Source organism: Roseovarius sp. M141 (genome assembly GCF_024355225.1).
Classification (GTDB): Bacteria; Pseudomonadota; Alphaproteobacteria; order Rhodobacterales; family Rhodobacteraceae; genus Roseovarius.
The window spans coordinates 886,741-900,486 of the sequence record NZ_VCNH01000008.1; the positions used below are offsets into that span (position 1 = coordinate 886,741).

A 13,746-nucleotide genomic window follows, 5' to 3' on the forward strand; every position below is an offset into this window, starting at 1 on the left:
TCTCCGGGTCCAGCGATGGGCCCGGATTTTTTATGGGATGACGCTGTGATTGAAGATCTCTGGCTGATCGGGATCGGGACCGGCAGTCCGGGCCATGTGACGGGCGAGGGGATGCAGGCGCTGCGCGACGCGGCGACGATCCTTGTGCCGCACAAGGGCGCGGGCAAGGACGACCTGGCCGAACTGAGGCGCCGCATCATTGCAGCCAGCGGCACGGCGGCGCGGATCATCACCTTTGACTATCCGGTGCGCGACCCGGACCTGCCGTATATCGAGCGGGTGGACGCATGGCATGATCAGATCGCCGCGCGCTGGCAGGCGGCCCTGGGCCCTGGCGGGGCAGACGGCCCCGTCGCCCTGCTGGTGTGGGGCGATCCATCGCTGTATGACAGCACCATGCGTATCGCCGCGCGCCTGCCTGCGCCGCCTCAGGTCCGCGTGGTGCCGGGGATTACGGCGATTCAGGCGCTGACGGCGGCCCATGCCATCCCGCTGAACACGATAAACGGCCCGGTGCAGATCACCACCGGGCGGCGATTGCGCGATCACGGCTGGCCCGAGGACGCCGAGACGATAGTGGTCATGCTGGATGGCGAATGCAGTTTCCGAAATCTGGACCCAAAGGGCGTCACGATCTGGTGGGGCGCCTTTCTGGGGATGCCGGAACAGGTATTACATCACGGCGCCTTGGCCGATGCCGCGGATCCTATCGAGGCCATGCGCAAGGCCGCCCGCGCCGAACATGGCTGGATCATGGACATCTATCTGCTTCGCAGGAGGTGACGGGTGGTGTCCGGATGAGGACACTGCCATCGCGCGACGCGCCATTTTGCCAATGCTGGCGCGCCGCCGCCCGATCCGGCTTAGCGAACGACAAGCACCGGGATCGGGCTGTGGCTGACGACTTCGGACGTCTGGCTGCCCAGCAACAGACGGCTGATACCGCGTCGGCCATGCGAGGCCATGACGATCAGATCGCATTCCAGGCTTTGGGCGGACTCCAGAATCGCGTCGGCAGCCGAATCGTTGGTGTCCTGGCGCGTTGTGATGTCGACGCCGTGCTTTTCGGCAATCGCCTTGGCCTTGGCCAAAGCGTCCTGGGCGTGGGCCTTCTGGGCGGTGCTCCAGGAGTCCAGCGTTGCCGCGCTTTGCAGCGGGTAGGGTTGGCTGACCTTGATCACGGACACCTGGCTGGCGTTTTCCTTGGCCAGTCTGACACCATGCTCGACCCCCTTCAGCGACAGATCAGAGCCGTCGGTGGGAATCAGAATGTGCTTGTACATGTTTCACTCTCCTCGCGTTGTCGGGTCATCGTGACACATCCCGTCGCTGCAACAATGACATGGCGCAAAGAAGGCCAACAGATTTCGGAATAGGCTGTCATTGACTGCCTGAGATTGGGCAGTGTTCTGCCGGGTGCCGCGAGGCGGTGCCGGAAGTTGATGCCGATCCACGTGGAGGTCGCTACCATCACCCGCAATCATGGTCAGCAGATTTTGAACAGCAAAGGACAACAAGATGGCACGTCACGAAAATACCACCCCTGCGATCGAAGATGCACTGAATGCGTCGCAGGTTCTATTTACAGCGAATCCCCTGTTTCTGCCCCCCCAGAGCAAGCATTTGTTTCAGGCGCAGGAGCGGTTCTGGGACGAAATCGAAACGTTTTCGACAGCCTGGTTTCGCCGCAGGCAGGCTGCAACGCACGCGATAATCGATGCCGGCCGGCGAATCGCCTCCGAAGGTGGCCGCGATCCGGCGCTGATGATCAAGGAAGTGACCGAATTGCAATCCGGCGCCATGGAGCGCCTGACAGCGGATGCCAGAGAGTGCACCGAGATGTTGACGCATTGTGCAGATGCGCTGGCCCGCAATGAAATCACCGCGATTCAGGAAACCGCCGAAAAGACGCAAAGAGCCACGAAAACCGCAAAATCCGACCCTGTTTGAGTGGATACGGCGCGTGGTGGACCCCGGTTTGTCCGGGGTCGATCCTGCACGCCGCATCGTGCACACGATCTAGGGGCCTTCCAGCGCATCACAGGCATGGCGCGCCAGAACCTGTTCCTCATCGGTGGGTAGCATTAGGACCGGCAGGCGGCTGCCGGGTGTCGTCAGCACCGGCCCGCCACCCCCGTTGGCATCGTTGTCCAGCACCGCCCCCAGCCAGTCCAGCGCGCTGACCAGCCGCGCGCGCAACTGGGGGATATATTCAGCCATGCCCCCGGTCAGCACCACGCCGTCCACACCGCCCAAGGCCGCGGCCAGAGATCCGAAATTGCGCCTGCACTGATAGGCAAAGAAATCCACCGCCTCGGCGGCCTCGGGGCGGTCGCTTGCCAGCAGGTCGTTCATCTCGCCGCTGATTCCGGATACCCCCAGCAGGCCCGAGCGTTCGTACAGCATATCGCGCACCTCCTCGGGGCTGTGGCCGCGATCCATGATCAGGTGCAGCACGACGCCGGGGTCCAGCGCGCCGCAGCGCACCCCCATCGGCAGCCCGTCCAGCGCGGTCAGACCCATCGTGGTGGTAACGCTGCGCCCGTTTTCCAGTGCGCACATGCTGACCCCGCGCCCCATCTGCGCGACGATGATCCGCCCCGCCGCCAGTTCGGGATAGGAGCGGCGCAGTTCGTGCGCGATGTAATCATAGGACAGGCCGTGAAACCCGTAGCGCAGGACGCCGTCATCGGCCAAGGCGCGTGGCAGGCCGAATATCTGTGCATGGCGCGGCTGGGTGCGGTGAAATGCCGTATCGAAGCAGCCGATCTGAGGGACGCCGGCATAATGGTCCTGCACCTGCCGGATCGGGCGCAGGTTGTGCGGCTGGTGGCTGGGGGCCAGTGGCTCCAGCGTTTTCAGCTGTGCCAGAACGGCGTCGTCGATCAGGACAGGCGCCGCAAATGCGGCGCCGCCGTGGACGATGCGGTGCGAAAACGCCGTTATCGCGCCAAGGTCTGCGACCGTGTCCAACCGCGCAAACATATGCGCCAACGCTTCGGGATGGGCGCTGTCTGCGTTAGAGGGGGCTCCCAGATCGGTTTCGCTTTGCGTGCCGGTGAGTGTGTCCTTTTCGGTCAGAACCATGCCGCCCGGCAGTCCGCGAATGTGGAAATTGCGGACCTGAACAGGCCCGTCCCGGCCCAGTTTGAACACGCCGCAGCGCAGGCTGGACGATCCGGCGTTGAAGGTCACGACCAGTTTTTCAGACATTCTTCAGACCTTCCGCCATTTTCTTCGCGGCCGCGACAAGGCACACCAGCGCGGCCGAGGCGCAGCGCTGCTCGACCGTGTCGGCGCGGCTGGTCAGGGCAATGGGCACGATCGCCCCCATGACGATGCCGGCGGTTTCGGCGTTCGCCAGATAGTCCAGGTCCTTGACCAGAATGTTGCCCGACACCAGATCAGGCACGATCAGGATATCGGCATGGCCCGCCACATTCGACACGATGCCCTTGATCTCTGCCGCCCGGGGCGAGATGGCCAGATCCATCGCCAGCGGCCCGTCGACATCGGCGCCCGAGATCGTGCCGCGATCCGCCATCTTGCAGATAGCCGCGGCAAAGATCGTCGACTCGATCTTTTCGTTGATATTCTCGGACGCGGACAGCAGCGCCACCTTGGGGCGTTCGATCCCCAGCGCATGGGCCAGGTCGATGGCGTTTGCGGTGATGTCGCGCAGCGTGCCCAGATCGGGGCGGATGTTGATCGCGGCATCGGACACGAACAGCAACCGCTGATAGCTGGACACATCGACGGCAAAGACGTGACTGATCCTGCGGGTGGTGCGCATCGCCTTTTCCGAGATGACGGCGTGCATCAGGATATTGGTTTTCACCGCGCCTTTTTTCAGCCCCTGCACCTTGCCTGTGATGGCAAGGTCGACCGCCATCTGGGCGGCGGCCTCGGGCGTGTCCGCCTCGGTGATCTGGGTGTTGCCCAAGGACAGGCCCTCATCGGCGGCGACCTGCCGGATCTTGGCTTCGGGGCCGATCAGGACGGCCTCGATCAGGCCTCTTTTCTGGCTTTCCAATGCGCCGGTCAGGCTGGGGCCGTCGACCGGATAGACGACGGCGACCCGGACCGCGCCGGCGTCGCGCGCCAGCTGCTCCAGCCGGTCCAAGCGGTCGGGGCGCCAGCCTGATGGCGTGTTGGTGTTTTTGGTATCGTGCATGTTCAGTCTTTCCTTTGAATTTCGGCCACTCAGCGTTGCAAGACGTAGCTGCCCGGCGCGTCCGGCAGGGCCGAGCCATCGCCGGTGCCCATGGCGGGCGGTTTCCCCTCGCCGCTGGAATGGCTGCGCAGCCATGTCACCAGTTCAGGCCACCAGGATCCGTCCTGCAGGGCTGTCTGCGTGCGCCAGTCTTCGGGTGGGACATAGTTATCGTCATGGGATGCTATGGAGATCTGATAGCTGCGCCCGGCGTGGCCCGGTTCGCTGACGATCCCCGCGTTATGGCCACCCGACGTCAGCACGAACGTCACGTCGGTATCCGTCAGCAGATGCAGCTTGTAGACCGATTGCCACGGGGCGACGTGATCGCCCGTCGTCGACACGCAGAACATCGGCACCGAAATATCAGAGAGCGCAACCGGCCTGCCGTCAACCTGATACTGGCCCTGAGACAGTTCGTCGTTCAGGTAGAAACTGCGCAGGTATTCGCTGTGCATCCTGTAGGGCATCCGCGTTGCATCGGCGTTCCAGGCCATCAGATCGAACATCGGTTGCGGGCGTCCCATCAGGTATTCGTGCACGTAGCGCGACCATATCAAGTCGGTTGACCGCAGAAGCTGGAACGCGCCGGCCATCTGCTTGGTGTCCAGATAGCCCTGATCGCGCATCATATGCTCCAGATACGACACTGCGCTTTCGCTGATGAACAGCTGCAATTCGCCCGGATCCTCGAAATCGACCTGCGTTGCCAGAAGCGACACGGTTTTCAGCCGGTCATCGTGATCGCGCGCCATCTGCGCGGCCTTGGCCGAGAGCAGCGTGCCGCCCAGACAATACCCGATCGCATGGACGGGTGTATCGGGCACCGAAGCGCCGATTGCATCCAGCGCCGCGCCGACCGCATCCAGATAATCGCTCATCCCCAGATCGCGGTCGTCTGCATCCGGATTGCGCCACGAGATCATGAAGACGGTAAAGCCCTGCCGGGTCAGATACCGCACCAGCGAATTGTCCGGCGACAGATCAAGGATGTAGTATTTCATGATCCACGCCGGAACGATCAGGATCGGCTCGGATACCGTGGTTCCCGTTTGCGGGGCGTATTGGATCAGCTCCATAAGATGCGAGCGATAGACGACCTTGCCGGGCGTCGCCGCCACGTCGCGGCCGGGCAGGAAATCCTCAGCCCCGGCAGGGGGCTGGCCGGCGGCCGACCGCTCCCAATCCTGAAGAAGGTTTTGCCAGCCACGCACCAGATTTGCGCCCTGTTCCTTCGTGGTGTGGGCGATCACTTCGGGGTTGGTCCACAGCCCGTTGGAGGGCGACATCATATCCAGCATCTGGCGCGTGATGAACGACACGACCTGTTCGTCGCGGCGCGACAACCCGTCGATATCGTTGGTGGCATCGTACCACCATTGCTGCGTCAGCAGGAAATTCTGATAGATCAGGTCAAAGGGCCAGCGCTGCCATTCGGTGGCATCGAAACGCTGGTCCAGCGGCAGGGGCAGGATGCACGGATCCGACTGTTTCTGCCCGCCCGCGGCCATCGCCAGCCGCGTCGCCCGTCGCATGGTCTTTTCCATCAGCTCCATCTGCTTGCCCGGAGATGCGGCCAGATGCATCCACCAGTTGAAAATGCTGGAGGACATCCCAAAGGGCGACACGCCCAATGTCAGATGCGCCAGCTGCGCCTTGATCGCGTGATCCAGATTTTCCAGGCGATGGCTGCCGGGCTCGGGGCTGCAGCAACGCAGGCCCAGTTCCGGCGGCACCGGTTCCGGGGTCAGGGTGATCCGGGGCGCAGGCGTGTCAGCAGATGGCAGATCGGGCGCCGCCTCGGGTCGGATCGGCGATACGTTGCTTTTATGTTTGGAGCGTTTCTTTTTTGACTTTGACATCGGATCATCCTGTTCATCGTTTTGTATCATTTAGGCGCGCCGTCGCGCAGATCAGCTGCCCATAGTGGCGGCGGGCTGTGATCTGAATGTCCGGTCGGCTTGCCCAAGGGTTTCGTCGCGCCAGCCATGTGGCATCCATCGCGACTGACTGACCGGCAGACAGGGCCATGTGTGCCTTGTCGTGCATAATGTCATAGATGCGCGCGCCGACCTCGGGCGTATAGGCCGATTTCGGCTCGGTCAGAATGGTGTCGATCAGATCGGAGCCGCGAATATCCGCCTTGGGCGGTGCCATGGCATGGTCGCGGGCGATCACCTCACCCAGCGCCGCAGCCGTCGTGTCACACAGCGCGCCGCGCGCCAGCAGGACGATGGCGCCATGCGTGCGCAGGGTTCTGAGTGGCGTATGGTCCGCGGGGCCCATCCGGCTGGACAGGAAGGCGATGACCTTTGCCTGGGATTGCTCGCTCATGCCGACACCTTGCTGTTGCGCGTCCCCTCATCTGGCCGATGTGACATCTGCCATGGGGATCGGCGCCCAGTCTAAGGCATGTTCGGCGCTGCGAATTTGATGTCGGTTAAACTCTGTCGTTCGGGTGGCGGAACATAGCCGGTTTTTAGCGCCATACGGCGATCTGATGCTGGGGAAACCTGCGATATCCTACATCCGCTCGACGATCACCGCGATGCCCTGCCCGCCGCCGATGCACATCGTGGCAAGGCCGTAGCGCCCGCCGCTGCGCTGTAGCTCGTACAGTAGCTTGATCAGGATGATCGCGCCGGATGCGCCGATGGGGTGGCCCAGGGCGATGGCGCCGCCGTTTGGGTTCACGCGTGCCGGATCAAAGCCCAGCTCCTGCGACACGGCGCAGGCTTGGGCGGCGAACGCTTCGTTGCTCTCGACCACGTCCAGATCGCCGATGCTCAGCCCCGCGCGCTCCAACGCCTGTTGGGTGGCGGGAACCGGGCCCATGCCCATGATCTCGGGGGCGACACCGCCCAGCCCGTAGGCCACGATCCGCCCCAGCGGCGCCGCGCCTTTGCCGCGGGCGGTATCCTCGTCCATCAGCACCAGCGCGGCGGCGCCGTCGTTGATGCCGCTGGCATTGCCCGCGGTGACGCTGCCGTCCTTGGCAAAGGCGGGGCGCAGCCCCTGCAACCGCTCGGCGGTGATGTCGGCGCGCACATGCTCGTCCGTGTCGAACGTCGCTTCGCTGCGGCCCTGTTTGACCGTCATCGGCAGGATCTGATCGGTGAACCGGCCATCCGCGATGGCCTGTGCGGCGCGCTGGTGCGATTGCAGTGCAAAGGCATCCTGCGCCGCGCGGTCGATGCCATGGCGCTGCGCGATGTTTTCCGCCGTCACGCCCATATGGCCGTTGCCGAAGGGGTCGGTCAGCCCGCCGATCATCATGTCTATCGCGCGTGTATCGCCCATCTTCTGGCCGTGGCGCGCCGACGTCAGCAGATGGCCTGCGCGGCTCATGCTTTCGACGCCGCCGGCCAGCGTGATGCTTGCATGGCCCAGCATGATCTGCTCGGCTGCCGTCACCACGGCCTGAAGGCCAGATCCGCACAGCCGGTTCAGCGTCAGCGCGGGCGCGGTTTCGGGCACCCCGGCGCGGATGGCGACGACGCGGCTGACATACATATCTTCCGGGGCCGTGTGAACGACATTGCCCAGCACGGTCTGCTGCACCTCGGCGGCGTCTATCCCGGCACGGGCAATGGCCTCGGCGGCGACGGCGGCGCCCAGATCGCACGGGGACATCCCCGCCAGCGATCCTGAAAAAGTACCGATGGCGGTGCGCACGCCCGAGGTGATGACAACAGATTTCGTCATGGTTTATTCCTTTGCGATAGGGCCGGAGTCTGCCCGAAGGGAATCATAGCCGACCTTCAGTCAGAGATCTTGTACCGTATCGGCCATGGTGACTGCTTGGAATGCTATCGCATCGGGTGGCCTAATCAAGTGCCGGGGCGGTCACGATAGCGGTTTGCCACTCATCGCAGCGCGCCAGCAGATCGGGATGTACCCTGCGGTCAGTAAAGAACGTGTCGATCTCGCCCAGTGTGGCGATCCGCGCGGGGGCGGTGCGTTTGAATTTGCTGTGATCGGCGACCAGCAGTCGGCGGCGCGATCGTGTCAGAATGGCCTGGCTGACGCCGACCTCCTGCACGTCGAAATCCAGAATATCGCCATCGATATCGATGGCCGAACAGCCGATCACGCCAATGTCGAATTTGAACTGGCGGATTGATGATTTGGTGATGTCGCCGATCAGGCCGCCATCGGACTGGCGCAGGGTTCCGCCGGTGACGATGACCTCGCAATCGCGGTTCTGCGCCAAAATATTGGCCACGTTCATGTTGTTCGTCACAACCAGAAGGTTCCGGTGGTGCATCAGCTCGGCGGCGACGGCCTCGGTGCTGGTGCCGATGTTCAGGAAAATGGCGCTGGAGTCCGGGATCTGTGCGGCGCAGGCGCGGGCGATGGCGGCCTTGCCTTCGGCGTTGATGCGGCGGCGTTCCTCGTACCCGATATTCGTGGTGCCCGACGGCAGGACAGCGCCGCCATGCACCCGCTCGAGCCGACCCGAATCGGCCAGATCCGACAGATCGCGCCGGATGGTCTGCAATGTGACGCCGAAATGCCCGGCCAGATTTTCTACCGTGACCTTGCCGTCGCGGCGGGCGATTTCGAGGATCTCGGGGTATCGGATGGTCTGCGACATGAGGGCGTCCTGTCGGGCGGTGGGATCTGCGTCAATCTTCGCTTTTATCAAAGTTTGTTCGAAAAGGTGCGTAATATTGCGAATCTTGCGGTTTTGGTGCCGGTTTGGGCCGATCTAGATCGACATCGTGGCCGTTTTTGAGCACCAAATCAGAAGTTTGAAATAAATCGAACATAAACGAAAGTAATATCTATTCTTTTTGTCGCGGTTTGTTAGGTTAGAGTCTGGGAATACGGATTTGGGAGGGCCTGCGTGGAGGGCTCCAGGGGCATTTGCGATCTGCTGGTGATCGGCGGCGGCATCAATGGCTGCGGCGTCGCGCGCGATGCAGCGGGCCGGGGGCTGTCCGTCACCCTGGCCGAGATGTCCGATCTGGCGTCGGCGACCTCATCGTCGTCGACCAAGTTGTTCCATGGCGGGCTGCGCTATCTGGAATATTTCGAATTCCGCCTTGTCCGCGAAAGCCTGATCGAGCGCGAGACACTGCTACGCGCGATGCCGCATATCGCGTGGCCCATGCGGTTTGTGCTGCCCTACCACAAGGACATGCGGTTCGAGGGCGATACGCCCACCTCCAAGCTGCTGAGCATCTTCATGCCGTGGATGCGCGGACGGCGTCCGGCATGGCTGATCCGGCTGGGGCTGCTGCTCTATGACAATCTCGGCGGTCGCAAGATCCTGCCCGGCACCTCCACGGTCGATCTGATTCGCGCGCCCGAGGGGCGCCCGCTTCAGGACCGCTTTGCCAAGGCGTATGAGTATTCCGATTGCTGGGTCGAGGATTCGCGTCTGGTGGTGCTGAACGCCCGCGACGCCGAGGCGCGCGGCGCGCGGATCCTGACGCGCACGCAGGTCATGGCGGCAGTGCAAAAGGACGGCATCTGGCACGTCACGCTCAAGGATATCACCACGGATGAGACGCAGATCGTGCGCGCCCGCGTTCTGGTGAACGCGGGCGGTCCGTGGGTGGGCGACGTGATCCGCCACGCGATCCATTCGCATAGCAAGGACAGCGTGCGGCTGGTGCGGGGCAGCCATATCGTCACACGGCGCCTGTTTGATCACGACAAATGCTACTTCTTTCAGGGCAGCGACGGGCGCATCATGTTCGCGATCCCGTACGAGACGGATTTCACCCTGATCGGCACCACCGATCAGGAGCATTCCGACCCCGAGACAAAACCTGTCTGCACCCCAAAAGAGCAGGCCTATATGGTCGAGTTCGTGAACGCCTATCTCAAGGATCCGATCTCGACCGATGACATCGTGTGGACCTATTCGGGCATACGCCCGCTGTATGATGACGGATCTTCCTCGGCCACGGCGGCAACGCGCGATTATACGCTGAAGGTTGATACATCCGCCGGCGCGCCGGTGATCAACATCTTCGGCGGCAAGATCACGACCTATCGGCGGCTGGCCGAGGGGGTGATGGATCTGGTGGGCCACGAGGTCAGTGATCTGCCCGGTGACTGGACCGCCGGTGTTCCGCTGCCCGGCGGTGATTTCGCGGTGGATGGTGTGGACGACAAGATCGCCGAGCTTGAGCGCAGTTACCCGTTTCTGGGCACCCTATGGGCGCGCCGCCTGATCCGCGCCTACGGCACCGATGCGCCGCGCATGTTGGGTGCTGCGGCCAGCGCTGCCGCATTGGGCCAGGATTTCGGCGCCACCCTGACCGCATCCGAGGTCGATTGGCTGATGGACCACGAATATGCCTCGACCGCCGAGGACGTGCTGTGGCGCCGCTCCAAACTGGGGCTGAGGCTGACGGCAGAGCAGGCGGAAACGCTGGGCAATTACATGCGCACACGCGATACTGGACGCGTTTCTGCTGTGGCTGAATGAAATGGGGGGACGCGCGTGACACTGAAGCTGGACAAGGTGACGTATAGGGTCGGCGGTCAGACGTTCATCCACGACACCACGCTGACGCTGGAAAATGGCACGATGAACGTGCTGCTGGGCCCGACGTCGTCGGGCAAGACGTCGCTGATGCGCCTGATGGCGGGGCTGGACCAGCCGACCAGGGGCCGCATCATCTGGAACGGCGATGACGTGACCGGCCAGCGCGTGCAGGACCGCAAGATCGCCATGGTCTACCAGCAGTTCATCAATTATCCGTCGATGAGCGTCTATGACAATATCGCCTCGCCCATGCGCCTGATGGGCATCGACAAGGCCGAGGTTGACCGCCGCGTGCGCGAAACCGCCGACCTGATGCAACTGTCCCCGATGCTGGACCGCAAGCCGCTGGAATTATCGGGCGGGCAGCAACAGCGCTGCGCGCTGGCACGGGCGCTGGTAAAGAACGCCGGGCTGGTTCTGCTGGACGAGCCTCTGGCGAATCTCGACTACAAACTGCGCGAGGAACTGCGCGCCGAAATTCCGCGTATATTCGAGGCATCCGGCTCGATCTTTGTCTATGCGACGACCGAACCCGAGGAGGCGCTGCTGCTGGGCGGCAATTGCGCAACCCTGTGGGAGGGGCGCGTGACGCAGTTCGGCCCCACCGCCGAGGTCTATCGCAAGCCCGCAGATGCCACCACGGCGCGGGTGTTTTCGGACCCGCCGATGAACTTTCTCACGCTGGAAAAACACGGCGATACGATGCGCCACGGTCATACCGAATTCCCGGCGGGGGCGCTGGGCCGCGGGTTGGCCGATGGTCCCTATCTGGCAGGCTTTCGCCCCAACCACCTGAAGCTGGAGCCGTCGGACGGCGCAATCCGGTTTGATACGACGCTGAACGTGACGGAAATCACCGGCTCGGAAACGTTCGTTCATCTCGATCACGGGACCGAGCGATGGGTCGGCCTGATCCACGGGCTGCGCGATCTGAAACCCGGTCAGGCGCTGCCGGTCTATCTGGACCCCAGCCGCGTTTACCTGTTTGCGACGGACGGTGCGCTGGTCGCGTCGGCCCCCTATGCGGAGGCCGCATAATGGCGAAGATCACGCTGGAACATCTGGCGCATTCCTATCTGCCAAACCCCACATCCGAGGATGATTTCGCCCTCAAGGAGCTGAACCACGACTGGACCGACGGCGAGGCCTATGCCCTGCTGGGCGCGTCGGGCTGTGGTAAATCCACGCTGCTGAACATCATTTCCGGGCTGCTGATCCCGTCGCAGGGTCGGGTGCTGTTCGATGATCGGGACGTGACCACCGCGCCGACGGCGGATCGCAACATCGCGCAGGTGTTCCAGTTTCCGGTGGTCTACGACACGATGACAGTGCGCGCCAATCTGGCCTTTCCGTTGAAAAACCGCGGCATGGATGCCGCTGAAATTTCCCGCCGCGTACAAAAGGTCGCCGCGATGATCGGCATGGAGGATCAGCTGAACCGCAAGGCGCGAGGCCTGACGGCGGATGCCAAGCAGAAGATTTCGCTGGGACGGGGCATGGTGCGCGAGGATGTCAACGCGCTGCTGTTCGACGAGCCGCTGACCGTGATCGACCCTCATATGAAATGGGAGCTACGCACCCAGCTGAAAAAGCTGCACCGCGATTTCGGCCATACGATGATCTACGTCACCCACGACCAGACCGAGGCGCTGACATTCGCCGACAAGGTCGTCGTGATGCATGATGGGCGCGTGGTGCAGATCGGGACGCCGCAGGAATTGTTCGAGCGGCCCGCGCATACGTTCGTCGGCTACTTCATCGGCTCGCCGGGGATGAACCTGTTCGATGCGCAGATCGACGGCAGCCGCGCGCGCATTGGCGAGACCTCCATCGACCTTGGCGCCCACTATTCAGCGACGGGGCGCACCCAGATCGGCGTGCGCCCCGAATTCATCACCCTTGCCAGCGGCGGTGATGGCATCCCCGCAAGCGTGCGGCGGATCGAGGATGTGGGGCGTCACAAGATCGTCCGCCTTGACGTGGCCGGTCGCGAGGTCAGCATGATCGCAGCCGAGGGCGAGGCGATCCCGGCGAATACCGACCGCATCATCCTGGCCCCCGAGGGCATCAATATCTACGCCGATGACTGGCGCGTCGCGCCGCAAGGGGAGGGCGCAGCATGAACAAGACCGTCAACCAAAAGGCATGGTTCCTGATCCTGCCGGTCCTCCTCCTCGTTGCGTTTTCGGCGGTGATTCCGCTGATGACGGTGGTCAACTATTCGGTGCAGGACACGTTCGGCAACAATCAGTTCTTCTGGGCCGGGCTGGACTGGTTCAAGGAAATGCTGCATTCGGACCGCATGTGGAACGCGCTGTCGCGGCAGTTGATGTTCTCGGGTATCATTCTGGCGATCGAGGTCCCGCTGGGCATCTATGTGGCCCTGCATATGCCCAAAAGCGGGTTCTGGTCGTCCTTCTGCCTTGTGCTGATGTCGCTGCCGCTGCTGATCCCGTGGAACGTGGTGGGCACGATCTGGCAGATTTTCGGTCGGGTGGATATCGGCCTGCTGGGCTACACGCTGGACGCGCTGGGCATCGATTATAACTATACGCAGAACAGCTTTGATGCGTGGGTGACGGTGATCGTCATGGATGTCTGGCACTGGACATCGCTGGTGGCGCTGCTGGCCTTTGCGGGGCTGCGCTCCATCCCCGATGCGTATTATCAGGCGGCCAAGATCGATCAGGCCAGCCGCTGGGCCGTGTTCCGCTATATTGAGCTGCCCAAGATGGGGGGCGTGCTGATGATCGCGATCCTGCTGCGGTTCATGGACAGTTTCATGATCTATACCGAGCCATTTGTCGTCACCGGCGGCGGCCCCGGCAATGCGACGACGTTCCTGTCGATTGATCTGGTGAAAATGGCGCTGGGGCAGTTCGATCTGGGTCCGGCGGCGGCGTTCAGCCTGATGTATTTCCTGGTCATCCTCGTGATCTCCTATGTGTTCTACACGGTCATGACGACGCTGGACAAAAGGGAGGGCAACTGAATGGGCGACACAGCAACCCCTGTTGTCATAGACACC

13 protein-coding genes are annotated in these 13,746 nt (G+C 62.9%); 6 read left to right on the plus strand and 7 right to left on the minus strand.

The window, feature by feature from the left end; genetic code table 11:
- Positions 1 to 45: 45 nt before the first annotated feature.
- Positions 46 to 783 (plus strand): precorrin-6A synthase (deacetylating), encoded by a 738-nt coding sequence (gene cobF, locus FGD77_RS08440; RefSeq protein WP_255008474.1) that lies wholly within the window; start codon positions 46 to 48, stop codon positions 781 to 783.
- 80 nt (positions 784 to 863) lie between these two features.
- Here cobF and FGD77_RS08445 read toward each other — a convergent pair whose 3' ends face one another.
- A complete protein-coding gene (locus FGD77_RS08445) occupies positions 864 to 1,283 on the minus strand; it encodes a universal stress protein (protein ID WP_255008476.1) in 420 nt (139 codons plus the stop codon).
- Positions 1,284 to 1,518: 235 nt separating this feature from the next.
- On the opposite strand from FGD77_RS08445, the gene FGD77_RS08450 reads away from it, so the two are divergent.
- Positions 1,519 to 1,950 carry a hypothetical protein gene (locus FGD77_RS08450; protein ID WP_255008478.1) on the plus strand — a complete coding sequence of 144 codons (432 nt, stop codon included), beginning with the start codon at positions 1,519 to 1,521 and terminating at the stop codon, positions 1,948 to 1,950.
- Between the two features lie 69 nt (positions 1,951 to 2,019).
- On the opposite strand, the gene FGD77_RS08455 is transcribed toward FGD77_RS08450, so the two are convergent.
- The 6 genes from FGD77_RS08455 to FGD77_RS08480 form a co-directional block, all read right to left on the minus strand.
- Positions 2,020 to 3,213, minus strand: coding sequence for an acetate/propionate family kinase (locus FGD77_RS08455; RefSeq protein WP_255008480.1), 1,194 nt, complete (start codon positions 3,211 to 3,213; stop codon positions 2,020 to 2,022).
- The gene (locus tag FGD77_RS08460; protein ID WP_255008482.1) at positions 3,206 to 4,174 is read right to left on the minus strand and encodes a bifunctional enoyl-CoA hydratase/phosphate acetyltransferase; all 969 of its coding nucleotides are present in this window, start codon (positions 4,172 to 4,174) and stop codon (positions 3,206 to 3,208) included. Before FGD77_RS08460 ends, FGD77_RS08455 begins: the two co-directional genes overlap by 8 nt.
- Before the next feature lie 29 nt (positions 4,175 to 4,203).
- Positions 4,204 to 6,075 (minus strand): alpha/beta hydrolase, encoded by a 1,872-nt coding sequence (locus FGD77_RS08465; protein ID WP_255008484.1) that lies wholly within the window; start codon positions 6,073 to 6,075, stop codon positions 4,204 to 4,206.
- A 13-nt stretch (positions 6,076 to 6,088) separates the two neighbouring features.
- The gene (locus FGD77_RS08470) at positions 6,089 to 6,547 is read right to left on the minus strand and encodes a hypothetical protein (protein WP_255008486.1); all 459 of its coding nucleotides are present in this window, start codon (positions 6,545 to 6,547) and stop codon (positions 6,089 to 6,091) included.
- Positions 6,548 to 6,736: 189 nt separating this feature from the next.
- Positions 6,737 to 7,918: a beta-ketothiolase BktB gene (gene bktB / locus FGD77_RS08475; RefSeq protein ID WP_255008488.1), complete on the minus strand. Its 1,182-nt coding sequence runs from the start codon at positions 7,916 to 7,918 to the stop codon at positions 6,737 to 6,739.
- A gap of 121 nt (positions 7,919 to 8,039) precedes the next feature.
- Complete coding sequence (locus tag FGD77_RS08480; RefSeq protein ID WP_255008490.1) at positions 8,040 to 8,810, minus strand: DeoR/GlpR family DNA-binding transcription regulator; 771 nt, start codon at positions 8,808 to 8,810, stop codon at positions 8,040 to 8,042.
- Between the two features lie 252 nt (positions 8,811 to 9,062).
- Here FGD77_RS08480 and glpD point away from each other — a divergent pair, with 252 nt between their 5' ends.
- The 4 genes from glpD to FGD77_RS08500 are packed head-to-tail and all read left to right on the plus strand — an operon-like array spanning position 9,063 to position 13,710.
- The gene (gene glpD / locus FGD77_RS08485) at positions 9,063 to 10,658 is read left to right on the plus strand and encodes a glycerol-3-phosphate dehydrogenase (protein WP_255008492.1); all 1,596 of its coding nucleotides are present in this window, start codon (positions 9,063 to 9,065) and stop codon (positions 10,656 to 10,658) included.
- A 15-nt stretch (positions 10,659 to 10,673) separates the two neighbouring features.
- Positions 10,674 to 11,756, plus strand: a complete 1,083-nt coding sequence (locus FGD77_RS08490) for an ABC transporter ATP-binding protein (RefSeq protein WP_255008494.1) — start codon at positions 10,674 to 10,676, stop codon at positions 11,754 to 11,756.
- The gene (locus FGD77_RS08495; RefSeq protein WP_255008495.1) at positions 11,756 to 12,841 is read left to right on the plus strand and encodes an ABC transporter ATP-binding protein; all 1,086 of its coding nucleotides are present in this window, start codon (positions 11,756 to 11,758) and stop codon (positions 12,839 to 12,841) included. Before FGD77_RS08490 ends, FGD77_RS08495 begins: the two co-directional genes overlap by 1 nt.
- Positions 12,838 to 13,710: a carbohydrate ABC transporter permease gene (locus FGD77_RS08500; RefSeq protein ID WP_255008496.1), complete on the plus strand. Its 873-nt coding sequence runs from the start codon at positions 12,838 to 12,840 to the stop codon at positions 13,708 to 13,710. Before FGD77_RS08495 ends, FGD77_RS08500 begins: the two co-directional genes overlap by 4 nt.
- Positions 13,711 to 13,746 lie beyond the last annotated feature (36 nt).